This window comes from Pseudomonas sp. 21LCFQ010 (assembly GCF_024129905.1).
In the GTDB taxonomy this organism is placed as follows: domain Bacteria; phylum Pseudomonadota; class Gammaproteobacteria; order Pseudomonadales; family Pseudomonadaceae; genus Aquipseudomonas.
In genome coordinates this window covers 101,788-127,521 of the sequence record NZ_JAMYDZ010000009.1, presented here as the reverse complement: position 1 = coordinate 127,521, position 25,734 = coordinate 101,788, and the positions used below count along the sequence as shown (strand labels likewise).

The following is a 25,734-nucleotide window of genomic DNA, read 5'->3' as shown; positions in this document are numbered from 1 at the left end:
TGGATTGCACACTCATGATTTCAGAGCACCGCTTTGGGGTAGGAACCCAGCACTTTGAGCGCTACGGCTTCCTGGCGGATCTGCTCCAGCACGGCCTTGACCAGCGGGTCCTGATGATGCCCGACGAAATCGATGAAGAACACATAGGTCCACTTGCCGCTGCGCGAAGGACGGGTCTCGATGCGGGTCAGGTCCAGGCCGTTTTCATGGAACGGCACCAGCAGCTCATGCAGGGCACCCGGCTTGTTGCTCATCGACACGATGATCGAGGTTTTATCATCACCGGTCGGCGGCACTTCCTGATTGCCGATGATCAGAAAACGCGTGGAGTTGTCTGGACGATCTTCGATCTTTTCTGCCAAACGGGTCAGGCCATACAGGCTAGCCGCCATATCGCCAGCAATCGCTGCCGAATTCCACTCGCTTTTCACCCGCTTGGCGGCATCGGCATTGCTTGCCACCGCCACGCGCTCGACATTCGGGTAGTGCGCATCCAGCCATTTGCGGCACTGGGCCAGGGACTGGGCATGGGAGTAGATGCGGGTGATGCTCTGGGTCTTGGTGCTTTCGCCCACCAGCAGGTGATGGTGGATGCGCAGCTCGACCTCGCCACAGATCACCATGTCATGCTCAAGAAAACTATCGAGCGTGTGGTTGACCGCACCCTCGGTGGAGTTTTCGACCGGCACCACACCAAAGTTCACCGCACCGGCAACCACTTCGCGGAACACTTCGTCGATCGCGGCCATCGGCCGGCTGACCACTGCATGGCCGAAGTGCTTCATGGCCGCTGCCTGGGTGAAGGTGCCCTCAGGACCGAGATAGGCAACATTGAGCGGCTGCTCCAGCGCCAGGCACGAAGACATGACCTCACGGAACAGACGCGCCATTTCTTCGTTGCTCAACGGGCCACGGTTACGCTCCATGACCCGCTTGAGCACCTGAGCTTCACGCTCGGGCCGATAGAACACCGGCGCCTCGCCTTCGGCCAGGGTCGCCATCTTCACCCGCGCCACGTCCTGGGCGCAGCGTGCCCGCTCGCTGATCAGTTCCTGGATCTTCTCGTCGAGTGCGTCGATGCGCACGCGAAGCGCCTTGAGTTCCTGATCGGACATCAACCGTGCTCCTTCTCGAAGTCTTTCATGTAGGCGACCAGCGCATTGACGGCATCCAGGCCCACGGCGTTGTAGATCGAGGCACGCATGCCACCTACCGAGCGATGCCCCTTGAGGTTGAGCAGACCATTGGCCTGGGCACCGGCCAGGAACGGTTTGTCCAGGCGGTCGTCAGCCAGGCGGAACGGCACGTTCATCCACGAGCGGTCAGCCTTGTTGATCGGGTTGTTGTACAGCGCGCTGGCATCGATGTAGTCATACAGGGTGCGCTGCTTGAGATCATTGACCTTGGCCACGGCCTCGACGCCACCCTGCTCCTTGAGCCATTCGAACACCAGCCCGGACAGATACCAGGCCAGGGTCGGCGGCGTGTTGTACATCGAGCCATTGTCAGCTGCGACCTTGTAGTCGAGCATGGTCGGGCACAGGGCACGGGCACGACCGAGCAGGTCTTCGCGAATGATCACAACAACAATGCCGCTCGGGCCGATGTTTTTCTGCGCGCCGGCGTAGATCATGCCGAACCGCGAGATATCCACCGGACGCGAGAGAATGTCCGACGACATGTCGGCAACCAGCGGCACGTCGCCGGTTTCTGGAATCCAGTTGAATTCCAGGCCGCCAATGGTTTCGTTCGGCGCGTAGTGGACGTACGCCGCGCTTTTCGACAGCGTCCACTCTTGCTGAGCAGGAATGGCGAAGTAATCGTAAGGCTTGGCAGTGGCAGCCAGGTTGATCTTGCCGTAGCGGGCCGCTTCTTCCATGGCCTTGTGCGACCAGATACCGGTGTCGACGTAGTCGGCTTCACCGTTTTCCGGCAGCAGGTTCAGGGCAATCTGGGCGAACTGCTGGCTGGCACCACCTTGCAGGAACAGCACTTTGTAATTGGCGGGAATATGAAGCAGATCACGAAGATCCTGCTCGGCCTTTTCGGCGATGGACACGAACTCGTCGCTGCGATGGCTCATTTCCATGACCGACAGGCCCTTGCCTTGCCAGTCCAGCAGCTCGGCCTGGGCGCGCAGCAGAACAGCTTCAGGGAGCGCAGCAGGACCTGCGCAGAAGTTAAAGGCTCGCTTGCTCATATCCACTCTCGTCAAATGCTTCGGGTCTGTTCACGCTACAGGCAGCCTGCCAGCACAGCGCTGGATGGCCGGCAGGCACCTCAATCCGGGACCGGTGCACAGGCATCACACCTTACTGCACCGCAAAGGCGCAGGGGCAGGCACGCGTTTTCACGAACGAACCTGCCCCCGAGCTATTTACTGCATTGCTTCAGTCTGCGGACTCTTCGTCACCCGCAGCGTCCGCTGGTTGCTCATCATCCGTCTCGCTGGCAGCCGCGTCTTCATCAAGCTCTTCATCTTCGATCTCGGAAGGCTCCTGAACCCGCTCCAGGCCAACCAGAGTTTCATCGCTGGCCAGCTTGATCAGGGTCACACCCTGGGTATTACGACCCAGGCTGGACACTTCGTCGACCCGGGTACGAACCAGAGTGCCCTGGTCGGAGATCAGCATGATCTCTTCACCGTCGAGCACCTGGATCGCCCCGACCAGACGGCCGTTACGCTCGTTGCTGACCATGGCAATCACGCCCTGGCCGCCACGCTTGTACTCGGGGAACTCGCTGATAGCCGTACGCTTGCCATAACCACGCTCGGAAGCGGTGAGAATCTGGCTGCCCTCTTCCGGGATCAGCATGGAAATCAGCTTCTGCCCTTCAGCCAGACGCATACCGCGCACACCACGAGCGGTACGCCCCATGGCACGCACTTCGTTCTCGTTGAAGCGGGTGACCTTGCCACCGTCAGAGAACAGCATGACTTCGCGACTGCCATCGGTGATCGAAGCGCTGATCAGCACATCGCCTTCATCGAGTTCCAGGGCGATCAGGCCCACACTGCGTTGACGGGCGAACTGCTCCAGCGGCGTCTTCTTCACGGTCCCGTTGGCGGTGGCCATGAAAATGAAGTGGCCGACGGTGTACTCCTCGACCGGCAGCATGGTGGTGATGTACTCACCCTCATCCAGCGGCAGCAGGTTAACCAGCGGACGACCGCGGGCGGCACGCGACGCTTCAGGAATCTCGTAGGTCTTGAGCCAGTACACCTTGCCTTTGCTGGAGAACATCATCAGCGTGGTGTGGCTGTTGGCGACCAGCAGGTGCGCGATGTAGTCCTCATCCTTGATCCCGGTAGCCGACTTGCCCTTACCGCCACGGCGCTGGGCCTGGTAAGCGGTCAACGGCTGGGTCTTGGCGTAGCCACCGTGGGAAATGGTCACCACACGGTCTTCTTCGGTAATCAGGTCGCCCAGGGTCAGGTCGCCAGTCGACTCGATGATCTCGGTGCGGCGCGCATCGCCGTATTCGGCACGGATCAGTTCCAGCTCTTCGCGAATCACTTCCATCAGGCGCGTGGCGCTGTTGAGGATGCGGATCAGCTCGCCGATCTGGTTGAGGATCTCCTGATACTCGCCCAGCAGCTTCTCGTGCTCCAGACCGGTCAGACGGTGCAGACGCAGATCGAGGATCGCCTGGGCCTGTTCCGGCGACAGGAAATACTTGCCATCACGCAGGCCATATTGCGGATCGAGGTTTTCCGGACGGCAGGCATCGGCGCCGGCGCGCTCGACCATTTCCACCACCGCACTGGATTCCCAAGGCGTGCTGATCAGCCCTTCCTTGGCCTCGGCCGGCGACGGCGAAGCCTTGATCAGGGCAATGACCGGGTCGATGTTCGACAGCGCAACCGCCTGGCCTTCAAGGATGTGGCCACGCTCACGCGCCTTGCGCAGTTCGAACACGGTGCGGCGGGTAACCACTTCGCGACGGTGACGAACGAAAGCTTCCAGCAGGTCCTTGAGGTTGAGGATCCGTGGACGACCGTCGATCAGCGCGACAATGTTGATGCCGAAGACGCTTTGCAGTTGGGTCTGGGCGTAGAGGTTGTTGAGCACCACCTCAGGCACTTCGCCACGACGCAGCTCGATGACCACCCGCATGCCGTCCTTGTCGGACTCGTCACGCAGCTCGGTGATGCCTTCGAGGCGTTTTTCCTTGACCAGCTCGGCGATCTTTTCGATCAACCGGGCCTTGTTGAGCTGGTACGGCAGCTCGGTGATGACGATCTGCTGGCGGCCACCGACTTTATCGATGTCTTCGACGATCGAGCGGGCCCGCATGTAGATGCGCCCGCGACCAGTGCGATAAGCCTCAAGAATGCCGGCACGCCCGTTGATTACACCGGCGGTCGGGAAATCCGGGCCGGGGATGTACTGCATCAGTTCGTCGACCGACAGCTCGGGGTTGTCGATCAGCGCCAGGCAACCGTCAATGACTTCACCGAGGTTGTGCGGCGGAATGTTGGTCGCCATGCCCACGGCAATACCGCTGGAACCGTTGACCAGCAGGTTGGGAATCTTGGTCGGCATGACCGCCGGGATCAGCTCGGTGCCGTCGTAGTTGGGCACCCAGTCGACAGTCTCTTTGTGCAGATCGGCCATCAGCTCGTGGGCGAGCTTGGTCATCCGCACTTCGGTGTATCGCATCGCCGCCGCGTTGTCGCCGTCGACCGAACCGAAGTTGCCCTGGCCATCGACCAGCAGGTAGCGCAGCGAGAAAGGCTGGGCCATCCGCACGATGGTGTCGTAGACCGCAGTGTCACCGTGGGGGTGGTACTTACCGATCACGTCACCGACCACACGGGCGGATTTCTTGTACGGTTTGTTCCAGTCGTTGCCCAGTTCACTCATGGCGTACAGCACACGCCGGTGCACGGGCTTCAGGCCATCGCGAGCATCCGGCAGTGCCCGCCCGACAATCACGCTCATGGCGTAATCCAGGTAGGACTGTTTCAGCTCGTCTTCGATATTGACCGGAAGAATTTCTTTGGCCAGTTCACCCATGAGAAGCCTGATTCCTTTTTCTGGTGAAACCCCAACGCCCCCTGCGGAACGATCAAGGCTCGCCGCCCCCGGTTGACACCAGGCGACGACTTACGACAAATCAACGGGTTACGCCATGGATCTGCGCAGTTGGAGGGACTGCGAATAGCGCCCCCGAAAACCGCCGGATGTTAGCACAATCGCCGTCACGCTCACATCCCTTGCAAGCAATGGATGTGAGCCACTTGAGCGCGGCAACGCCGAGAGACGCTCTCAGGCCGCCAGAGAACCACCGACAATCCTGCCTGGCAGGCGACGAACGGCAATCAATGCAGGTGCTTGCGGCTCATCAACTGCGCCAGCCGGGCGGTATCGGGCCGTTCGACCACGCCCTTTTCAGTGACAATGGCGTCAATCAGATCCGCCGGGGTGACATCGAACACCGGATTGAACGCGCCGACTCTGGCAGCCAGTGGCTGGCCGCCCACATCCAGCAATTCAAGGCCATCGCGCTCTTCGAGGACGATGCCGTCACCACTGGTGGTGTCCATGTCGATCGACGAACTCGGTGCCACGACCATGAACCGCACGCCGTGATGCATCGCTGCCACCGCCAGTTGATAGGTGCCGATCTTGGCTGCCACATCACCGTTGGCGGTGATCCGGTCAGCACCGACCACCACCCAGGTAATCCCCTTGGTACGCATCAGATGCGCCGCCGCCGAGTCGGCAATCACACTGACCGGGATGCCTTCGCTGGCCAGCTCCCAGGCGGTCAGCCGCGAGCCTTGTAACCAGGGCCGGGTTTCATCGACATAGACCTGCTCGATCATGCCTTCCAGGTGCGCGGCGCGGATCACCCCCAGCGCCGTACCGAACCCGCCGGTGGCCAGCGCGCCAGCGTTGCCGTGGGTCAGCACCGCCTGCAGGTTGCCCTGCTGCTTGCGGATCAGTTCGGCCCCCAGTTGTGCCATGGTCAGGTTGGCATCGCGATCAGAGAGATGAATAGCCGCCGCTTCGGCCGCCAGAATTCGCAACGGGTCGTCATCAGACTTCAGACGTTGCAGGCGCTCTCGCATGCGGTTCAGCGCCCAGGACAGGTTGACCGCCGTGGGCCGCGCAGCGTCCAGCAAAGCGAAGTCGGCGTCCAGCGCCGACTGCCAGTCGCCACCGGCCGCCATCCGCGCCCGCGCCGCGAGCAGCACCCCATAGGCAGCACTGACGCCGATCGCCTGCGCGCCGCGCACCACCATGGCGCTGATCGCGGCCGCCACCGCCTGGACATCATGACAGGCCAGCCAGGCCTCTTCGCGCGGCAATACCCGCTGATCAAGCAAGTACAGGGCGTCTTCCCGCCAATCGATGGCCTTTACTTTTTCCGCAGCCAACAACTGATCGCGCATCGCCCACTCCATCGTCAACAATCCAGAACCTGAATAAAAAAGCGACCGATTATAGCGAGCCGGCCAACCAGACGCTCGGGTATACTTCGCCATTACCAGGCTCAAAGCCCGTGCTGCAAGTGACCCACCACCTTGCCTGACCACCGACTCACGCTGTCGTTGTACACAATCTGAACCAACCCCGGAAGTCTGTCATGCCCACAGCCAGTACACCCGTTGACCTTCTGCTCCTGCCGGACTGGCTGGTGCCGGTCGAACCTGCCGGGGTGGTGCTGAGGGAACATGGCATCGGCATCCGCGACGGCTGCATCGTCTGGATCGGCCCAAGGACCGATGCCCTGCGCCTGTCACCAACAGAAACCCGCGAGCTGCCGGGCATGCTGCTGGCTCCCGGCCTGATCAACGCCCACGGCCACGCGGCGATGACCCTGTTTCGCGGCATGGCTGATGATCTGCCGCTGATGACATGGCTGCAGGAACACATCTGGCCGGCCGAAAGCCGCTGGGTCGATGAAGCATTCGTGCGCGACGGCACCGACCTGGCCATTGCAGAGCAGCTCAAGGGCGGCGTTACTTGTTTTTCGGACATGTACTTCTACCCCAAAGTGGCTGCCGAGCGGGTGCACGACAGCGGCATGCGCGCCCAGATCTGCGTGCCGGTGCTGGATTTTCCGGTGCCCGGCGCACGCAACATCGACGAAGCGCTGCATGTCGGCATCGAACTGTTCAATGACCTGCTCCACCATCCGCGCATCAACGTCGCCTTCGGCCCCCACGCGCCCTACACGGTCAATGACGAGAACCTGGAACGGGTGCGGGTCATCGCCGATGAACTCGACGCCATGATCCATATGCATGTGCACGAGACCGCCTTCGAAGTGCAACAATCGGTCGAGCAGCGCCAGGAGCGTCCACTGGCCCGCCTGCAGCGCCTTGGCCTGCTGGGGCCGCGCTTCCAGGCCGTGCACATGACCCAGATCAGCAACGAAGACCTGGCCTTGCTGGTAGAAAGCAACACCAGTGTCATTCACTGCCCGGAATCGAACCTTAAACTGGCCAGCGGCTTCTGCCCGGTAGAGCGACTGTGGCAAGCCGGGGTCAATGTCGCAGTGGGCACCGATGGCGCGGCGAGCAACAACGATCTGGACCTGCTGGGTGAAACCCGCACCGCCGCCTTGCTGGCCAAGGCCGTCGCCGGCTCGGCCAGCGCCCTGGACGCGCACCGCGCATTGCGCATGGCCACGCTCAACGGCGCCCGTGCCCTGGGTATCGAGCAGCAAACCGGCTCGCTGGAGCTTGGCAAGGCTGCCGACCTGGTCGCGTTCGACCTGTCAGGGCTGGCCGTACAACCGGTCTATGATCCGGTATCACAATTGATCTACGCCAGCGGCCGCGATTGCGTCCGCCACGTATGGGTCGCCGGCAAGCCATTACTGGAAGATCGCCGCCTGACCCGCATGGATGAACAAGCCCTGTGCGCAAGCGCCATGGCATGGGGTCGGCGCATTGCCGACCGCACTCAATGACTGTCCAGCGCCCCCTGACCATCCGTCTGTTGGCGGCTGCCGGACTCCACCGAATTCACATCTTCAAGAGGGACATCCGATGAGCAACGTCGATCGCGCTGAAATCGCCAAATTCGAGGCCCTGGCCCATCGCTGGTGGGACCGCGAAAGTGAGTTCAAACCTCTGCACGACATCAACCCGCTACGGGTCAACTGGATCGACGAGCGGGTCAGCCTGGCCGGCAAGAACGTCCTCGACGTCGGCTGCGGCGGCGGCATCCTCAGCGAGGCCATGGCCTTGCGCGGTGCCACCGTGACCGGTATCGACATGGGCGAAGCGCCGCTGGCGGTGGCCCAGTTGCACCAGCTCGAATCCGGGGTGCAAGTCCAATACCGGCAGATCACTGCCGAAGACCTGGCGCTGGAAATGCCCGAACAGTTCGATGTGGTCACCTGCCTGGAAATGCTCGAACACGTGCCTGACCCGTCCTCGGTGATCGCGGCCTGCTGCCGTATGGTCAAACCGGGTGGCCAGGTGTTCTTCTCCACCATCAACCGCAACCCCAAGGCCTACCTGTTCGCCATTGTCGGGGCCGAGTACATCCTCAACATGCTTCCGCGTGGCACCCACGATTTCAAGAAATTCATCCGCCCTTCGGAACTGGGCGCCTGGAGCCGCGCTGCCGGACTGCAGGTCAAGGACATCATCGGCCTGACCTACAACCCGCTGACCAAGCATTACAAGCTGGCCGCCGACGTTGACGTCAACTACATGATCCAGACCGTGAAGGAGGCCTGAGCATGCGCTTGAGAGCGGTCCTGTTCGATATGGATGGCACGTTACTGGACACCGCCCCGGACTTCATCGCCATTTGCCAGGCGATGCTGGCCGAGCGCGGTTTTGCGCCAGTGGACGACAAGCTGATCCGCGACGAAATCTCCGGCGGCGCCAAGGCCATGGTCTCGGCAACCTTCGGCCTGTCGCCCAGCGCTCCGGAATTCGAAGCCCTGCGCCTGGAGTTTCTCGAACGTTACCAACACAACTGCGCAGTGCACAGCCGCCTGTTCGACGGCATGGCCGAGTTGCTTGCCGACATCGAAAAAGCCGGGCTGATCTGGGGCGTGGTGACCAACAAGCCGGTGCGCTTCGCCGCACCGATCATGGAGCAACTGGGCCTGGCGCAGCGCTCGGCACTGTTGATCTGCCCGGATCATGTGACCCACAGCAAACCGCATCCCGAGCCACTGATCCTGGCCTGCAGCCGCCTGGACCTGGATCCTGCCAGCGTGCTGTTCGTCGGCGACGACCTGCGCGACATCGAGTCGGGCCGCGATGCCGGCACCCGCACGGCCGCCGTGCGCTATGGCTACATTCACCCCAACGACAACCCGAACCATTGGGGCGCCGATGTGGTGGTGGATCATCCGCTGCAGTTGCGCCAGGTCCTCGATAACGCTCTGTGCAGCTGCTGAGCACTGCCCGACTCCAAGGAAGACTGACAATGTTCGACTATTGCGCCCGCCCCGAGCTACTCAAAGGCCGGGTCATTCTGGTCACCGGTGCCGGCCGCGGTATCGGTGCTGCCGCAGCACGCAGCTACGCCGCCCACGGTGCGACGGTGCTGTTGCTGGGCAAGACCGAAGCCAACCTCAGCCAGGTCTACGACCAGATCGAAGCAGCCGGCCATCCGCGCCCGGCGGTGATCCCGTTCAATCTGGAGACCGCCCTGCCACATCAGTACGACGAACTGGCAGCGATGCTCGAAGCCGAATTCGGCCAGCTTGACGGCCTGTTGCACAATGCCTCGATCATTGGCCCGCGCACGCCGCTGGAACAGCTGTCGGGTGAAAACTTCATGCGCGTGATGCACATCAACGTCAACGCCATGTTCATGCTTACCCAGGCGCTGCTGCCGTTGCTCAAGCAATCGAGTGACGCCTCGGTGGTCTTCACCTCCAGCAGCGTCGGACGCAAGGGCCGTGCTTACTGGGGCGCCTACGGCGTGTCGAAGTTTGCCACCGAAGGGCTGATGCAGACCCTGGCCGATGAACTGGACGGTGTGGCGGCGGTCCGTGCCAACAGCGTCAACCCCGGCGCGACCCGCACTGACATGCGCGCCCAGGCCTATCCTGCCGAGAATCCCCTCGACAACCCCACTCCCGAACAGATCATGCCGGTGTACCTGTACCTGATGGGGCCGGACAGCGCTGGCATCAACGGCCAGGCGTTCAACGCCCAAAAATGATGTGCAAGGCGTCACATGCGGCGGCAAAACGACGCATAGTGACGCCGAAATCTGTTAAAACATGCCCCTGCGTCAAGCCGCTGCCGCTATCTTGGGCGCCATCTCATCTGTAAGACGTTGTTTTTTCTAGCATTCAGGATGAATGAACCGATTGGCATGCATTTCGCTCTAACCAAACCAGCCTCAAGGAATGTGCTGAGGAGTGAATAGATGAGTTCTCCACCCCGGATCGACCCAGTGGTCATTGATACCAGCAGCGTGCCGCGCCCACCGGCGCGCCCTCGCCTGTCAGTTCAGGAACACCCTGTGGACATGCGTCAACTGGGTTATCAACTGGCTCAGCAACTGCAGACCAGCCTGGAGGCCGACCGCATCCTGGAGATGTTCTGCAAGGGGCTGACCCAGGCCGGGCTGCTCGATGGCCTCACTTACAGCCATGCCGCCAGTGACCTGCAACTGTCGTTCGGCGACTGCACCCCACCTGGCACCCGTTACGATCTCAGCCATGCTGGTGAGCCGCTCGGGCAACTGGAACTGCATCACCGCCATCCGTTGAGTGCTGCGCTGGGCGATGACCTGCAAGGGCTGGTCAGTTGCCTGCTCTACCCTTTGCGCAATGCCTTGCTGTACCGGATGGCGATCAAAAGCGCGTTGCGTGACCCGCTGACCGATACCGGCAATCGTGTGGCGATGGACCAGGTTCTGACCCGGGAGGTGGATGACTCGCGGCGTTATCGCCAGCCGCTGTCGTTGCTGATGCTGGATATCGACCATTTCAAGCAGATCAATGACACCCATGGGCACGTCAATGGTGACCAGGTACTCAAAAGTGTGGCGCAGACGCTCAAGCAGCAAGTGCGTAATGTCGACCGGGTATTTCGCTATGGCGGCGAGGAGTTCGTGATCATTCTGGTGAACACTGATCGCGAGGCCGCGGCGATGATTGGCGAACGTTTGCGCCAGACGGTGGAGGCGCTGGAGGTTGTTGGTCTGGATGGCCTGCGGCCAAGTATCAGCCTGGGCTGCGCGACATTATTGCCGGCCGAATCGGTCGACAGCTTGCTGCGCCGGGCTGACAGTGCGCTGTATGCGGCCAAGCGTGAAGGCCGCAACCGGATGATGATGGCGGGCTGAGCCCGCCACAGGAGCGGCGTTAGCCACGATACATTGCGTGTTTCGAATGTTCTTCGCGGATAAATCCGCTCCCGCACATCCCCACCCGACCCGTATCTTTACGCAGGTTCGGCGAGCAGTTCACGTACCGGCTTACTGCTGCGTTCAAGTTGCATACAGCGTTCCAGAAACAGGTACATGTAGTCGTAGCTGCGGGTAATGGCCTGACGCAATTCATATTGCTGCGCTTCGCTGGCATGGTTGCCGATCAGGGTGCAGATGATTTCCAGCGCTTCCCATGGATGGGCGTCGTCATACTGGGCGTGCATCTTCAGCCATTTCATGGCCCGTTTGCGGGACTCATTCGGGAAGGCTTCGGCGTAGGTGCCGGTGGAGCACACCAGGGCAGCCCATTCGCCGGTAGCGCCCTCGATAGCATAGTTGGTCGCCGCCATGGCCACTGCCAGGCTGTCGCTGGTGCAGCTCTGCGAGCACCAGTGGCTCAACGCATGCAGCTCAGGCGCAACGCGCTGCGCCTTGAGGTCGCTGAGGCTGACGTCGTGGGCCTCGCACCAGTTGACCCAATAATCAGCGTGATTAAGTTCGACGCGAATATTGCGCATTAGCCAGCGGCGCGCCATGTCTTCACCGGGATGACGGCCAAAACGGGTCTTGATCAGGTTCTGCGCCATGTACACCGAAAACTGCTCCACCACCGGCCAACCGCCAATCAGGTAATGGCGCATGACCGTAGGGCTCAGGCGTGCGTCACGCATCCGCTGGTACAGCTCATGCCCGACCACGCGAGCCTTGGCGCCACTGCAATCGTTGATCAATTGCTGTGCCCAACCCGGGTAACTGCCCGGTTCCATGAGTGGGCCAGTTCGGACAAAAGTGTCGATCATTGTATAACTCCATTTATTCGCACCTCACGGGTGCTACGTTTCGATCCTGCCCCGGTAGAGCGAAACCTCCTCCCCCCCTGCCGGAGCCATCCTTTCCCGTGCTGGCTGCACGCCACGCCGCACGGGCTCCTTATAAAGACTTTCGCGAGTCAATAATTCGGGGCGACCGATCAGGTAACCCTGCGCAAAATCCACGCCCATTTCCTGCAGAACCGCTTCGATCAAAGGCGTCTCGACATATTCGGCAATGGTCCGCTTACCCATCACATGGCCAATGTGGTTGATGACCTCCACCATCGAGCGATTGACCGCGTTGTCGAGCATGTCCTTGACGAAGCTGCCATCAATTTTGAGAAAGTCCACCGGCAAATGCTTGAGGTAGGCAAACGACGACATGCCCGCACAAAAATCGTCAAGCGAGAACTGGCATCCCAATGCCTTGAGTTCGTTGATGAACACGATCGCACTGCCCAGATCGGCGATGGCCGTGGTTTCGGTGATTTCAAAGCAGATGGTCTGCGGCGCCACGGCGTACTGGCTGAACTGCTCCTTGAGGTAGCCCAGAAAGGCCGTGTCGCCAATACTGGCACCGGACAGATTGATAGCACATAACACCCTGGGCTCGGCATGCTGTTCGTCGCTCCGGCACTCGGCAATCAGTTTGAACACGCTACGCACCACCCAGCGATCCAGCGAGGTCATCAGGCCAAAGCGCTCTGCAGCAGGGATAAAGCGATCCGGAACCACGATGTTGCCGGACTCGTCACGCAGGCGCAGGAGAATCTCGATGTGCCGTACCGGGTCGCCATCATCACCGAGCGGGGCAATTTCCTGAGCGTACAGACAGAAACGGTTTTCTTCCAGCGCACGATGCAGGCGCTGAATCCAGGCCATCTCGCCAGAGCGCAGCGACAACTCCAAATCATTGGGGTGATACAGCTGGATACGGTTGCGGCCCTTTTCCTTGGCCATATAACACGCCAGGTCGGCGGCGCGCAGGGCATCCTCCAGGCTGATCTGAGCCGCGCCGATCAGTACCACACCGATGCTCACAGTGGTCACCAGCGCGCGGCCTTTCCAGACAAAATGCAGGTTCTCCACCACGCTGCGCAGCCCTTCAGCGACGCCCTGCACTGAATCGGCCGGGCAATCGTGCAGCAAAATGCCAAACTCGTCGCCGCCCAGCCGCGCCAGGGTGTCACCCTCACGCAAGCCTTGCGGCAGCACCGTGCACAGGTGTCGTAACAGGGCATCACCGGCCGCATGTCCGTAGTTGTCATTGATCAGCTTGAACTGGTCCAGATCGAGCAACATCAGCACTCGCTCGAGCTCTTGCGCCACCGGCTGTTCAAGCAGTTGCTCAAGCCGATATTCGAACTCGCTGCGGTTGACCAGCCCGGTCAAAGGGTCATGAGCGGCGTGCCAGGAAAGATTGGCGATGTATTGGCGCTCCTGGGTCAGATCGTGCAGCACCAATACCGCGCCGCTGATCTGGCCGTCGGTGAGAATCGGCGCACCGACCAGAGAAACCGCAACAGTGCTGCCGTCCAGGCGCTGGATCAGTTTGCAATGCAACGCGCCGCTCTTGAATTGACCGCCGAGGACATGCTCGATCAGCGTGGCACTCTCGCGCCGGGCATGCTCGTCCAGCAGGTTGAACAGCGCTGCCAGCGGCGTGCCGGCCGCCTGGTCACTCTGCCAGTGGGTCAGTTGCTCGGCGGCCGGGTTCAGGTACAGGATATTGCCTTGCACATCCGTGGTAATGACCCCGTCAACAATTGACTCCAGCGTAACCTGGGCGCGTTTTCTTTCGCGTTGCAAGTCATCGGCAATCGCCCGGCGCAGCACCAACAGGTTGTGGGTGCGCAGCAAGGCCAGCGCAATCAGGATCAGGGCCGTCAGCAGATTGATGACGATCAGCACCCGCAATAACGATCGAGACCCCTGCCCCAGCGCCTCACTGAAGGCCATGGCCGCCGGGGTGATACGGGCATTGAGCTGCTCGATTCGCTCGCGCCATTGCGCCACGGTCTGCGCATCAGGCTGCCCTTGAGCGATGTGCTGGCGCATGCTGCTCGCCAGCTCATCAAGCTCGGCCAGATAAGCATCGCCCTGCAACCACCAATGCAACGCTTGCTGCATGGCCCCGATGTCACGGAAATGGCGATACAGCCAGATGATGCGTGCGACATCTTCAGGATGATTGCCGCCTTGTAGAACACCCGCACGCGCCGCGGCGAGATCAGGTTCAGGGAGATCGAGCGCCTCGCGCAGCTTGCGCCCGCCCTCAGGGATGGCAATCGCCTGGCGATACCTGAGGTAGTCGTGCGGGTCATGGCTCAAGGCATACAGGTCCAGATAACGGACCGCGTCCTTCTGGCCTTTGGACCAGAGGCTTTCACCACCGACATAGCTGCGCATGGCCGACATCATGTACAGGCTGAAGCAGCCGAGCAGCGCCTGAAACAGCACCACGACAATAAAAGGCCATACGATGCCCAGCAAACGCGGTCGGGCAAGAGTCCGTGCGGGCTTCATGAAGTTCGTTTCACCGATTGCCTGACTGATGATCCTCAGCCAAGCCTAGGCCAAATCCATGATCGCGGCAGGGCGATTGGCGACAATTGCCAGAAATGCTGCAACGCGTCTCAAACCTGCTGCAGATGCCCGTACAACCGAGCATACAAACCGCCGTCAGCGATCAGTTGCTGATGGTCGCCGTCTTCGGCAATGCGCCCGCCATCGAACACCAGCACCCGGTCAGCCTGCTTCACGGCGGACAGGCGGTGGGCAATGATCAGCGTGGTCCGGCTTTGCAGAAAGCGGCCCAGAGCCTGGTGCAGGCTGTACTCGGTCGCAGCATCCAGCGCCGAGGTGGCCTCATCAAGAATCACCACCTGCGGCTCAGAGAGGATCATCCGCGCAATCGCCAGGCGTTGCCGCTGGCCGCCTGAAAGCCGTACCCCGGAACGTCCAACCACGGTATCGAGCCCCTGCGGCATGCTGCGCACGGTGGCGTCCAGTTGCGCGATCTGCAACGCCTGCCAGCAAGCCTCATCACTGCGATCGCGTCCCATGGTCAGGTTGGCGCGGACACTGTCGTTGAACAGTGCCGGATGCTGCAACACCACTGCGACGCGCTCACGCAACCGCTCAAGGCCGATCTCCTGCTGGGTTGCACCGCCAAACCGGATGCTGCCGGCATCAGCTGTGTACAAGCCCAGTAACAACTGCACCAGGGTGCTCTTGCCGCCTCCGCTGGCGCCCACGATGGCGACCTTTTCACCGGGCGCAATCGACAGATTCACCTGATCCAGGACCCGCTCGGCGCCGTAACCGAAACTCAGGCCACACACTTCAATGCCCACTGTCTGCCGGCCGGCAAACGGGTCGGCGTGGCCGGGATAACGCGGTTCATCGGCCCGCGCCAGCAGTTCGTTGATACGGCTCAGCGCGCCGCCAGCGGCGTACCAGGCGTATTGCAGGTTAAGCAACTGCTCCACCGGGCCGATCATGAACCACAGGTAGCTGAACACCGCCAGCATCTGACCGATGGACAGATCAGAGAACAGCACAGTGAGCATCGCCGCCGCACGAAACAGATCGATACCGAACTGGAACAACAGCGCACTGGCGCGCCCTGAGGCATCGCTTTTCCATTGTGAATTGACCGCGTAGTCACGCACCTCGCGGGCACGCAGGCCAAGCCGGCCCAGGAAAAAGCCCTGGTGATTGCCGGCACGAACCTCCTGTATCGCCTCAAGGGTCTCGCTCAAGGCTTCGCTGAAGCGTGCGGTGCTGTCGTTTTCCAGTTTTTTAAGGTGTTTGACCCGCTTGCCCAGCCGTACGGTGGCGAAGATCACCAACGGGTTGAACAGCAAAATCAACAGCGCCAGCTTCCAGTGCATCCACATCAGGACGGCAGCCGTGCCGGTCAGGGTCAGCATCGCTACCAGAAAGCGGCTGAGGGTATCGCCGACGAACTTGTCCAGCGTGTCCAGATCAGTGACCAGATGGGTGGTCACCGTCCCGCCGCCGAGACTCTCGTATTCACGCAGGGCGATACGCTTGAGGCGCTCGATCAGACGCAAGCGAATGCGATAGACAATGTCTTTGGACAAGCGGGCAAACAACCGCGCCTGCAACACGTTGAACAGCAGCGCCCCCAGACGCAGCAGCAAAGTCGCCAGCAGCATCAGGCCGATATAGCCCACCGCCTGGTGCAGGCTTTCAGGCAGCAGCCGGTCCATGAAGCGCAACGCCGTATCGCCATGGCCCAATAGCACTTCATCGACCAGCAGCGGCAACAGCAAGGGAATCGGCACACTGCACAGGGTGGCCATGATCGCCACGCCATTGGCCGTCCATAACGCCTTTTTGTGGCGCAACACCAGCGCGCGAATATCCGCCCAGCTCAGCCGATCGGTCGTGGTGGAAGTTGCCGCCGTGTCGCCGGGTGTATCAGGCACTGGCAGCGCGCTCCAGCCAGCGGGCCAGCAATGGCGCCAGGGCGTCCACGGGCTGGTAGCCGTTGGTCAGCAACGCCAGTTGGCCGTTACGTTCGGCCAGCAAAGTCGGAAAGCCGGCAATCCCCAGCCCCTGAACCCAGGCAAAATCCGCCGCCGTGGCGCTTTTGAGTTCGGCGCTGTCGAACAGCTCGGCAAACTGCAGGCGATCCAGCCCCGCCTGCTCGGCCAGCTCGGCCAACAGTGAACCTTGAGTCACGTCGCGGCCTGCGGCATAAAACGCTGCCTGAATCAGGCCCACCAATCGCCAGGCCGCCTGCGGGTCGAGCTGTCGTGCGGTGACCACCGCCCGGCACACCGGGGTGGTGTCATAGACAAAACCTTCAGGCAAAGCCGCGTCGAACAGAAACGGCTGGCCGGTGGTCTGCTGCACCGACTGCCAGTGATCAAGGATGTAGCGCCGGGTGGAAGGGTCCAGCGGCGCATCGTTGGCGCGCAGTCCGCCCATCACCAGGTGCAGTTGCACACCGCTGTCCTGTGCCTGGCGCACCAGAGCCTCGGCGACCGGAGCGAAGCCCCAGCACCATGAACAAAGCGGGTCCATCACATACACCAGACGAGCGGACATGGCTCAGGCCTCCGTTTCCGATGCTTGGCGATAGTTGTAGCCGATCGGGTGTGGCTGATTACGCGCCTTGGCCAGCTCGATCTGCTTCTGCCGGTCGATGGCGCTGCGGCGGGTCTTTTCGCTCAGGGTATTCCAGCAATGCGGGCAACTGATACCCGGCACGTAATGCTCGCTGGCACGGTCCTCGACACTGACCGGATTACGACAGGCATGACATTGATCGTAGTCGCCTTCAGACAAGTCGTGACGTACCGTTACGCGGTTGTCGAACACAAAGCAGTCGCCGCGCCACAGGGTCTGCTCCTGCGGCACCTCTTCGAGGTACTTGAGAATCCCGCCCTTGAGGTGATAGACCTCTTCGAAGCCTTCACCGAGCATGTAGCTGGAGGCCTTTTCGCAGCGGATGCCGCCGGTGCAGAACATGGCGACCTTCTTGTGCACCTTCGGGTCGAAGTTGGCCTTGATGTAGTCGGGAAACTCGCGGAAGGTGGTGGTTTTCGGATCGATCGCGCCTTCAAAGGTGCCGATCGACACTTCATAGTCGTTGCGCGTATCGATCAACAGCACTTCAGGGTCGCTGATCAGCGCGTTCCAGTCCTGCGGCTCGACATAGGTCCCGACCGCCTTGTTGGGGTCGACGCCTGGCACGCCCAGGGTCACGATCTCTTTCTTGAGCTTGACCTTGGTGCGATAGAACGGCTGTTCGTCGCAGTAGGATTCCTTGTGGTCGATGTCCACCAGCCGCGGGTCACTGCGCAGCCAGGCCAGCAAACCGTCGATCCCCTCGCGGGTTGCAGACACGGTGCCGTTGATACCTTCCTCGGCAATCAGCAGGGTGCCTTTGACGCCGTTGGCGAGCATGGCATTGAGCAGCGGCTCACGCAGCTCAAGGTAATTGTCGAGGGTGACGAACTTGTATAGCGCAGCCACGACGATCGGCGCGGTCATCGACGTTTGAGTCATCAATATCTCCAGGTGGTGACCCTCGCAAAGGGCCTACCGGACAGAACAGAAATGAAAACGCGCCGGCCAAGTGCGGCGCGGCGCGGATTCTAGCAAAAAACCTGAGCTGGCAGACAGCGCTGGATATTGACCTGGATCAATAAGCCGCAGGCCTCAGGCGTGACCGCCTGCGCAGGTCGGCGACGCCGGTACATCGCTGTTTGCCGCCCACTCCTGCGGGGTGTAAGTGTGCAGCGCCAGCGCGTGAAACTCTTGCATCAGGCCGCCGAGAGTGGCATAGACCTTTTGATGACGCTTGACAGCATTGAGCCCCTGGAATGACTCGCAGACCAGGATCGCCTTGTAGTGCGTCTCCTGGCCCCGGCTGTGCATATGGCTTTCATTCAGCACTTGCAGGTGCAGAGGTTGCAGGTCGGCCAGGGCCGTTTCGATACGTTGCTGCATGCTCATGATCGGTACGATGTCTCAGAGTGGAGGCTCAAGGTTTTTTCGCAGGTGCGGCCTTGGCCGGCTCAAGCTCGGCACTCATGTCGGCGAGCAGCTTGTTGACCACAGGACCTGCGCTTTCCAGACGAGTCTGGGTCAGTTGCACTGACTGCTGCGACAGCTCAGGCATTTTGCTCAGCACCTTTTTGCCGACCGGTGACTGATAGAAATTCACCAGTTCTTTGAGCTCGGCCTCAGTGAAGTTGCTGGTGTAGATCTTCACCAGCTCAGGTTTGAGCTTGTTCCAGCCAACCGCCTGGTCCAGCGCTGCGTTGGCCTTGGCCTGATAGGTCTCCAGCAGGGCTTTCTTCGAAGCCGGCGCCTTGGCCTCGGCGAAGCGCTGGGCAAACAACTGCTGAACCTGCCCGTAGATCGGCGTGGTGAGTTTGTCAGCGTTGGTCAGCTTCAGAAGCGTCTCGGCGCTGGCATTCTGGCTGGCCGTGTCGGCAAGAACCTGACCGCTGGCACACGCCAGAGCCAGCACGGTGAACATGACGCGAAGACGAATCATCGGGTTTCCTATTTGGGCAAACGAGGCATGGCCTCAATGTTTTTCATTCTGCGCAGATGTTCGCATCGGCCTCAACCCCTGCGTTGCCAGCGGTCATGAGCCTGCGGGGAACCCGAGGGTGATATCGGCGACTAAACTCTACCGGTCAGCAGCACAGACCGAACGTATTTTCGAGGAGTCGTCCAGTGAGCCGTACCGAAACCGATAGCCTTGGTCCGATTGAAGTCCCGCAAGATGCCTACTGGGGAGCGCAAACCCAGCGCTCGCTGATCAACTTCGCGATTGGCCAGCAGCGCATGCCGCTGCCAGTGGTGCATGCCTTGACACTGATCAAGAAAGCCGCCGCGCGGGTCAACAACCGCAATGGCGACCTGCCCGCCGATATCGCCCGGCTGATCGAGCAGGCGGCTGACGAAATTCTCGACGCCCAGCTCAATGACCAGTTTCCGCTGGTGGTCTGGCAGACCGGCAGTGGCACGCAGAGCAACATGAACGTCAACGAAGTGATCGCTGGACGCGCCAACGAGCTGGCCGGCCAGGGCCGCGGCGGCAAGTCGCCGGTGCACCCCAACGATCACGTCAATCGCTCGCAAAGCTCCAACGACTGCTTCCCCACGGCCATGCACATCGCGGTCGCCCAAGCGGTTCAAAATCAACTGCTGCCGGCTGTCGCAGAACTGGCTGAAGGCCTGACCGAGCAGTCCAGACGGCATAGCCAACTGGTCAAGACCGGCCGTACCCACATGATGGACGCCACGCCGATCACCTTCGGTCAGGAACTGTCCGGTTTCGTGGCCCAGCTTGATTACTCGGTCAAAGCCATTCGCGCCACCCTGCCAGCAGTGTACGAGCTGGCCCAGGGCGGCACGGCGGTGGGGACCGGCCTCAATGCCCCGAAAGGCTTTGCCGAAGCGGTGGCGGCCGAACTGGCAGCGCTGTCGGGTTTACCATTCGTCACCGCGCCAAACAAATTCGCCGCCCTGGCCGGTCACGAACCACTGGCCGCCTTGTCCGGCGCCCTGAAGACCCTGGCCACCAGCCTGATGAAAATCGCCAACGACTTGCGCCTGCTCGGCTCCGGCCCGCGCGGCGGGCTGGCCGAAGTGCGCCTGCCGGCCAACGAACCGGGCAGCTCGATCATGCCCGGCAAGGTCAACCCGACCCAGTGCGAGGCCTTGTCAATGCTTGCCTGCCAGGTCATGGGTAATGATGTGACCATCGGTTTTGCCGCCAGTCAGGGGCATTTACAGCTCAATGTGTACAAGCCGGTGATCATCCATAACCTGCTCGAATCCATCGAACTGCTGGCAGACGGCTGCCGAAACTTTAATGAGCACTGTGTGGCTGGCATGGAGCCAGACACCGCGAAGATGGCTGAGCATCTGGAGCGCGGACTGATGCTGGTCACCGCACTCAATCCGCATATCGGTTATGACAAAGCCGCACAGATCGCCAAGAAGGCCTACACCGAAGGGCTTACCCTGCGCCAGGCAGCTCTGGACCTGGGCTACCTGAGCGACGAGCAGTTCGACGCCTGGGTACGCCCGCAAAACATGCTTGAGGCGGGTAGTCATGGCTGAGGCCCGTAGTGGCGCCACTCCGCTTGAAGGTAATGGCAAGCGAATCCTGCTGATCTATGGCACCCCCAAGGCTGGCGGGTTATGTCATGCCCTGGGCGATGCCTACGCCCTGGGCGCGCGCGGTGAGGGCCATGTCGTGCGCAGCCTGAAACTGGGCGAAATGGCATTCGATCCGATCCTGCGTGGCGGCTATGAGCAGGGTCAGCCACTGGAGGCCGATTTGCTCGATGCCCAGCGGCTGATTCATTGGGCCGAACATCTGGTGCTGGTCTATCCGGTCTGGTGGAGCGGCCTGCCCGCGCTGCTGAGTGGTTTTTTTGATCGGGTCCTGATCCCGGGCTTCGCCTTCAGGCTCCATGGACGCGAAGACCCGGACAATCAACTGCTCAAGGGCCGCAGCGCGGAACTGCTGATCAGCCTGGACACGCCACCGCGCTACTTTCGCTGGATTTTCGGCGCCCCGCCCCACCGGCAGATCACGCGCACGATTCTGGGTTCTTGCGGGATCAGGACCACTCGTCTGACCGAGTTTGCCCCGGTGCGCAGCGCCAGCGAGGCACAGCGCCAGCAATGGGTGCGCCAGGCAGAGCAGTTGGGCCGAGGTTAAGGTTTATCTAGTGAACAATATTGGCTTTAACCGTGAAGCTTGCCGTTCGACAAACGAGCATTGCGGGCCCGCCAACCGGTCATCAGCGACGGCACCAGGGCGGTAAACGCCGAACCGGTCACCACCAGCACCGCGCCACCATACCCCAACAGATTAAGCTGCTCGCCCTGCACATGGTCGGGCCACAGCCAGGCCGCTACCGCGACGCACGCCAGGGTAATCAGCGGCGTCAGCGCCAGAGTCGCGCTGATCCTTGAAGCTTCCCAATGCACCAGCGCTTCGGCAAACGCGCCGTAGGCCACCAGGGTATTGAGACAACAGGCGAACAGCAGCAAACCCTGCACGGTATCGAGTTGCAGCACTTGCAGTGGGTGCGCCCACGGCGTGATCAGCAAGGCGCAGAACAGGTAGATGACCATCATCACCTGGCGTGAGTCCCAGACCGTGAGCAATTGCTTCTGGCTAAGGCCATAGAAGGTCCAGACCAATGACGCCAGCAATATCACCAGCACACCGACGGTGTAGCTGCCCAGTGAGCTGAACAGTTCGGCCAACCGCTCGTTGAAGAACAGCACAAAGCCGGCCAGCATGATTAGCAGCCCCATGCCCTGCCCCAGTGTGAAACGCTCCTTGAACACGAAGATACTGGCGATCAGCAACATGATCGGCCCGGTCTGGATCAACAGTTGCGTAGTACCCGGGCTGAGCAGCTTCAACCCCACCAGATACAGCACATAGTTGCCCACCAGCCCCAATACCGCCATGACCACCAGCCCCTTGCCGGTCTTGCCCAGCGGTTTGAAGCTCGGCAGGCCCCTGCTCGCCTTGAGCCAGATGAACAGCAACAGCCCGGAAACGAGCAAGCGGTACCAGGTCACCGTGACCGGGTCCATGACCTGCAGAACCTGTTTGAGTTTGACAGGCAGGATGCCCCAGAGCAGCGCGGTCAACAGCGCCAGACCGAGGCCCAATAGCCAACGGCCGGAAGATACGTGCATGAATGGTTCCAGAATGGCGGGAAAATGGTGCGGTCACGATCATTCTAGATAGCGGGCTATCGAGCTGACAGTTACAGCTACCTGCAAATACAACCTAACAGCGGCCTGTCTGCGATGACAGAGGCCGTCCTTGATGGTCGGGCACCTCACCCATGGTTACGCCGATAAACCTCATCACCCATGGCCGCAATCTGCCCGTCGATCAACGCATCAAAAGGCTTTAGCAAGGCATCAAAGCCTGTGGGCGCCTCCAGCACTTGCAGTGCCTGGACGATCGACTCCAGGGTCGACAGCGCCTCGGGACCAGGCGCTTTGCGCAGCCGATAGCGAGAAGCCGTTACCTGCGCCAGACTTAGCCGGGGCAACGCTGCCAGCGCCGGGTTCAGATGCAGCAGCTTACGCGCTTTGCGCCAGGTGCCGTCAGGGACCACCAACAAGGTCGGCAAGCCATCAGCAGGCACCGGTGCAACCACCTCAGCCTGCGCCCCCGGAAACAGCAAGCGCGCCTGATAACCGGGCTGATGGAGCAATTGCGGCAGGTCATCGAACACTTCACCCACCAGCAACTGCGCATTGCGCAGCCCCAGAGTCGCCAGACGCGCCGTATTGAGGGCGTGCCCCACCTCGCTGGGATGCTGCAGCACCAACACCCGGGTACGACTATCAAGACTCGGAATCAGCGCACACAGGCAGTGGCTGAGCGGGCGCAGGCAACGCTCGCAACGCTGGCGGGACATCGGAAACCTCGAAATCGGCCAATCTACAACAGCCCTTTACCGAACAGAAGCGGCGCGTCTGTCGGCACTGCCTCTGAGCCGGGAATGGATTGCGTTAACCTGCCAAGGCTGGCACTGCGGTAATGGTGCCAGGTGAGCAGCCAACACCCGGAGGTCCCTATGGATCGCGAGGGGGTCACCCAGCGCGTGCTCGATGCACTGGGCATCATTCTGGTGGACAAGTCACACATACGCGACAACGCCACGTTCGCAGAAATGCTGCTGGACGACGACGATGTACAGATGCTGCTTGAGCGGCTCGAAGAGACGTTTGGCTGTCAGTTCCCGCAGCGGGTCCGCGAAAGCGCCAGAAAGCGCCCGGACCGGGTCTCGGTGCCGGTGATCGTTGACCTGATCATGCTGATGGGCCGGGACCTGCCTGGCCGACGCCTGAGGCGCTAGCCCCGAGAGCATCAGGGCTTGCACGGCAGCTGGGCTGTTATCGACGGCGCTGGCGGCGCTCGTCGTCGCTACGCACGGGGATCGGCTGCAATTTGGGCCGTTCTATCAGGCCCAGGGCAACGCCGAGATCATGAAGCCATTCCTGCAATTTGTTGTTCATAACGCCCCCTTGGGGAAAAACCGGCGACTACAGATTATCGGCCGCCTGTACTGATTCTAGAGCCTGACCGGCATGCCGCCAGTCACCGCTCTGCAAACATGGGCAATGTGACATCTATCAGCCCAATCGTCATCCATTGGCGATGAACGGCCCGGCTACTCAGGCAAGTGCAGCGTGCCGTCTTCGTCGGTCATTGCCCGCTCCAGCAGGTCGGCCGGAAGACTCTTGCTGGCCCGTGCCCCCAGTAGACGCAGCTGTTCACTACGGCTGACCAGATTGCCACGCCCTTCAGTGAGTTTATTGCGTGCGGCCGCATAAGCCTTATCCAATTGTTGCAAGCGATTGCCGACTTCATCGAGGTCCTGAATGAACAAGACAAACTTGTCGTAAAGCCAGCCGGCCCGCTCGGCGATTTCCCGGGCATTCTGGCTCTGCCGCTCCTGCTTCCACAGGCTGTCGATCACCCTCAGGGTGGCCAGCAAGGTAGTCGGGCTGACAATCACGATGTGGCGGTCAAACGCTTCCTGAAACAGATTTGGCTCGGCCTGAAGGGCCGCGGCAAAAGCCGCTTCGATCGGCACGAACAGCAGTACGAAATCCAGACTGTGCAGGCCTTCCAGACGTTTATAGTCCTTGCCGGACAAACCCTTGACGTGATTGCGCAGCGACAGCACATGCTGTTTCAGTGCTGCCTGGCCCAGCACCTCGTCAGGAGCACTGACATACTGTTGATAAGCGGTGAGGCTGACCTTGGCATCGACCACCACCTGCTTGTCACCCGGCAGCATGATCAGCACGTCAGGCTGAAAGCGTTCACCCTCAGGCCCCTTGAGGCTGACCTGGGTCTGGTACTCACGGCCCTTTTCCAGCCCGGCGTGCTCCAGCACCCGCTCCAGGATCAATTCTCCCCAGTTGCCTTGGGTCTTCTGACCCTTGAGGGCCTGGGTCAGGTTGGTGGCTTCATCGCTCAGGCGCAGATTGAGCTGTTGCAGGCGCTCCAGCTCCTTACCTAGCGAGAAGCGCTCGCGCGCTTCGTTCTGGTAGCTTTCCTCCACGCGCTTTTCGAACGATTGAATGCGCTCCTTGAGCGGGTTGAGCAACTGGCCGAGCTGCTCCTGACTGGTCTGGGCAAAGCGCTGCTCGCGCTCGTCGAAAATCTTGCCGGCCAGTTCGGCGAATTGCGCCCGCAGTTCATTGCGTGAATCCTGCAAATCATTGAGGCGTTGCTGGTGGCCTTCCTGCTGCTCGGTCAACTCGGCCTGCAACGCCGCGCAGCGGGCTTCCAGGCGCCGTAACTCGCTTTCTTTGCCAGTGCGCTCGACATTCCAGCCCTCAGCGGCGTCGCGGCGGTCATCGCACTCCTGACGCAGCAACTGGACCTCACGGCGCAATGCCGCCAGATCGGCCTGGCGGGCGGCGTTGGCCTCGCTCAGGTCGCTGACTTCGTCACGGCTGGCTTCAAGCTGCACGGTCAGCCCGTCCTGCGCCAGCTGCGCGGTGCTCAGGCGCTCTTCGAGCAATGCCTGTTCGCCAGCAGCGGTCGCGGCCCGCCGTTGCAACTGCCAGGCCAATGCCAGTAGCGGCGCAGCAGCCAAGGCCAGGCCCAACAACAGGCTGTTCAGTTCAAGCGCCATTTGAGAACTCCACGGCCAGCAGCAATGTGCGTGTTCAGACCCGTAGCGAAGACTGCGTCCTGATGACCGAAGGATCAAGGACTTAAATCGAGGGGGAGCATACTCTACGCCATTTTCTGCCAAGGTAAAGCCCCTGATACACACAGAAATGCACCGGGACAATCCACAGAAGCTGTGGATAACTCAGTGGACAACCCCCCCTATCCCCTCGCAAAGCCACACAGAATGAGGCCTGCGCTCAAACTGTCGATTTTTTCACCAGTAAAAAAAAGCGATGTTTTTCATTGACTTATTAATTCACCGCAGTAAATCAAGCTCTTAGGCGCCCATATGACAGTGATGTGGCAGCTT

At 61.0% G+C, this 25,734-nt stretch carries 22 protein-coding genes and 1 pseudogene; 8 read left to right on the top strand and 15 right to left on the bottom strand.

Annotated features, from left to right (window positions below; translation table 11 throughout):
- Positions 1 to 20: 20 nt before the first annotated feature.
- The 4 genes and pseudogenes from pheA to mtnA all read right to left on the bottom strand — a co-directional run bounded on the left by pheA (position 21) and on the right by mtnA (position 6,403).
- Positions 21 to 1,115 carry a prephenate dehydratase gene (pheA, locus tag NJC38_RS12990; protein ID WP_045482010.1) on the bottom strand — a complete coding sequence of 365 codons (1,095 nt, stop codon included), beginning with the start codon at positions 1,113 to 1,115 and terminating at the stop codon, positions 21 to 23.
- The gene (gene serC, locus NJC38_RS12985; protein ID WP_253115078.1) at positions 1,115 to 2,200 is read right to left on the bottom strand and encodes a 3-phosphoserine/phosphohydroxythreonine transaminase; all 1,086 of its coding nucleotides are present in this window, start codon (positions 2,198 to 2,200) and stop codon (positions 1,115 to 1,117) included. Before serC ends, pheA begins: the two co-directional genes overlap by 1 nt.
- A gap of 265 nt (positions 2,201 to 2,465) precedes the next feature.
- Positions 2,466 to 5,021 (bottom strand): annotated as a pseudogene (gene gyrA, locus NJC38_RS12980) (DNA gyrase subunit A); the annotation flags it as partial.
- A gap of 305 nt (positions 5,022 to 5,326) precedes the next feature.
- Entirely contained in the window at positions 5,327 to 6,403 is a 1,077-nt protein-coding gene (gene mtnA / locus NJC38_RS12975) for an S-methyl-5-thioribose-1-phosphate isomerase (protein ID WP_253115077.1), read from the bottom strand.
- Positions 6,404 to 6,597: 194 nt separating this feature from the next.
- Between mtnA and NJC38_RS12970 the strand changes: the two genes are divergently transcribed.
- The 5 genes from NJC38_RS12970 (at position 6,598) to NJC38_RS12950 (ending at position 11,288) form a co-directional block, all read left to right on the top strand.
- Positions 6,598 to 7,929 carry a TRZ/ATZ family hydrolase gene (locus NJC38_RS12970; RefSeq protein ID WP_253115076.1) on the top strand — a complete coding sequence of 444 codons (1,332 nt, stop codon included), beginning with the start codon at positions 6,598 to 6,600 and terminating at the stop codon, positions 7,927 to 7,929.
- 79 nt (positions 7,930 to 8,008) lie between these two features.
- On the top strand, positions 8,009 to 8,707 hold the full coding sequence (gene ubiG / locus NJC38_RS12965; protein WP_253115075.1) for a bifunctional 2-polyprenyl-6-hydroxyphenol methylase/3-demethylubiquinol 3-O-methyltransferase UbiG: 699 nt from the start codon (positions 8,009 to 8,011) through the stop codon (positions 8,705 to 8,707).
- 2 nt (positions 8,708 to 8,709) lie between these two features.
- On the top strand, positions 8,710 to 9,381 hold the full coding sequence (mupP, locus tag NJC38_RS12960; RefSeq protein WP_045482027.1) for an N-acetylmuramic acid 6-phosphate phosphatase MupP: 672 nt from the start codon (positions 8,710 to 8,712) through the stop codon (positions 9,379 to 9,381).
- A gap of 29 nt (positions 9,382 to 9,410) precedes the next feature.
- Positions 9,411 to 10,154, top strand: a complete 744-nt coding sequence (locus NJC38_RS12955; RefSeq protein WP_045482029.1) for a YciK family oxidoreductase — start codon at positions 9,411 to 9,413, stop codon at positions 10,152 to 10,154.
- Between the two features lie 210 nt (positions 10,155 to 10,364).
- The gene (locus tag NJC38_RS12950) at positions 10,365 to 11,288 is read left to right on the top strand and encodes a GGDEF domain-containing protein (RefSeq protein WP_253115074.1); all 924 of its coding nucleotides are present in this window, start codon (positions 10,365 to 10,367) and stop codon (positions 11,286 to 11,288) included.
- Positions 11,289 to 11,386: 98 nt separating this feature from the next.
- Here the strand turns inward: NJC38_RS12950 and NJC38_RS12945 are convergent, their stop codons facing one another.
- The 7 genes from NJC38_RS12945 to NJC38_RS12915 form a co-directional block, all read right to left on the bottom strand.
- Entirely contained in the window at positions 11,387 to 12,172 is a 786-nt protein-coding gene (locus tag NJC38_RS12945; RefSeq protein WP_253115073.1) for an iron-containing redox enzyme family protein, read from the bottom strand.
- A gap of 33 nt (positions 12,173 to 12,205) precedes the next feature.
- A complete protein-coding gene (locus NJC38_RS12940; RefSeq protein WP_253115072.1) occupies positions 12,206 to 14,710 on the bottom strand; it encodes an EAL domain-containing protein in 2,505 nt (834 codons plus the stop codon).
- 110 nt (positions 14,711 to 14,820) lie between these two features.
- Positions 14,821 to 16,641: an ABC transporter ATP-binding protein gene (locus NJC38_RS12935; RefSeq protein WP_045482038.1), complete on the bottom strand. Its 1,821-nt coding sequence runs from the start codon at positions 16,639 to 16,641 to the stop codon at positions 14,821 to 14,823.
- On the bottom strand, positions 16,634 to 17,266 hold the full coding sequence (locus tag NJC38_RS12930; protein ID WP_045482040.1) for a DsbA family protein: 633 nt from the start codon (positions 17,264 to 17,266) through the stop codon (positions 16,634 to 16,636). Before NJC38_RS12930 ends, NJC38_RS12935 begins: the two co-directional genes overlap by 8 nt.
- A 3-nt stretch (positions 17,267 to 17,269) precedes the next feature.
- On the bottom strand, positions 17,270 to 18,214 hold the full coding sequence (locus tag NJC38_RS12925; RefSeq protein WP_045493690.1) for a rhodanese-related sulfurtransferase: 945 nt from the start codon (positions 18,212 to 18,214) through the stop codon (positions 17,270 to 17,272).
- A gap of 168 nt (positions 18,215 to 18,382) precedes the next feature.
- The gene (locus tag NJC38_RS12920; protein WP_045482042.1) at positions 18,383 to 18,679 is read right to left on the bottom strand and encodes a BolA/IbaG family iron-sulfur metabolism protein; all 297 of its coding nucleotides are present in this window, start codon (positions 18,677 to 18,679) and stop codon (positions 18,383 to 18,385) included.
- A 28-nt stretch (positions 18,680 to 18,707) separates the two neighbouring features.
- Entirely contained in the window at positions 18,708 to 19,226 is a 519-nt protein-coding gene (locus NJC38_RS12915; RefSeq protein WP_045482044.1) for a DUF2059 domain-containing protein, read from the bottom strand.
- Between the two features lie 185 nt (positions 19,227 to 19,411).
- On the opposite strand from NJC38_RS12915, the gene NJC38_RS12910 reads away from it, so the two are divergent.
- A complete protein-coding gene (locus tag NJC38_RS12910) occupies positions 19,412 to 20,806 on the top strand; it encodes a class II fumarate hydratase (protein ID WP_253115071.1) in 1,395 nt (464 codons plus the stop codon).
- On the top strand, positions 20,799 to 21,413 hold the full coding sequence (locus tag NJC38_RS12905; RefSeq protein ID WP_253115070.1) for an NAD(P)H-dependent oxidoreductase: 615 nt from the start codon (positions 20,799 to 20,801) through the stop codon (positions 21,411 to 21,413). The genes NJC38_RS12910 and NJC38_RS12905 overlap by 8 nt, the downstream gene beginning before the upstream one ends.
- Positions 21,414 to 21,439: 26 nt before the next feature.
- On the opposite strand, the gene NJC38_RS12900 is transcribed toward NJC38_RS12905, so the two are convergent.
- Positions 21,440 to 22,411 carry a DMT family transporter gene (locus NJC38_RS12900; RefSeq protein WP_253115069.1) on the bottom strand — a complete coding sequence of 324 codons (972 nt, stop codon included), beginning with the start codon at positions 22,409 to 22,411 and terminating at the stop codon, positions 21,440 to 21,442.
- Positions 22,412 to 22,557: 146 nt separating this feature from the next.
- Positions 22,558 to 23,148 carry a DTW domain-containing protein gene (locus NJC38_RS12895; RefSeq protein WP_045482054.1) on the bottom strand — a complete coding sequence of 197 codons (591 nt, stop codon included), beginning with the start codon at positions 23,146 to 23,148 and terminating at the stop codon, positions 22,558 to 22,560.
- A gap of 159 nt (positions 23,149 to 23,307) precedes the next feature.
- On the opposite strand from NJC38_RS12895, the gene NJC38_RS12890 reads away from it, so the two are divergent.
- Positions 23,308 to 23,589 (top strand): hypothetical protein, encoded by a 282-nt coding sequence (locus tag NJC38_RS12890; protein WP_045482057.1) that lies wholly within the window; start codon positions 23,308 to 23,310, stop codon positions 23,587 to 23,589.
- A gap of 37 nt (positions 23,590 to 23,626) precedes the next feature.
- On the opposite strand, the gene NJC38_RS29035 is transcribed toward NJC38_RS12890, so the two are convergent.
- Positions 23,627 to 23,749: a PA1414 family protein gene (locus NJC38_RS29035; protein WP_144403179.1), complete on the bottom strand. Its 123-nt coding sequence runs from the start codon at positions 23,747 to 23,749 to the stop codon at positions 23,627 to 23,629.
- A gap of 155 nt (positions 23,750 to 23,904) precedes the next feature.
- Complete coding sequence (gene rmuC / locus NJC38_RS12885; protein ID WP_162484341.1) at positions 23,905 to 25,269, bottom strand: DNA recombination protein RmuC; 1,365 nt, start codon at positions 25,267 to 25,269, stop codon at positions 23,905 to 23,907.
- Between the last annotated feature and the right edge of the window lie 465 nt (positions 25,270 to 25,734).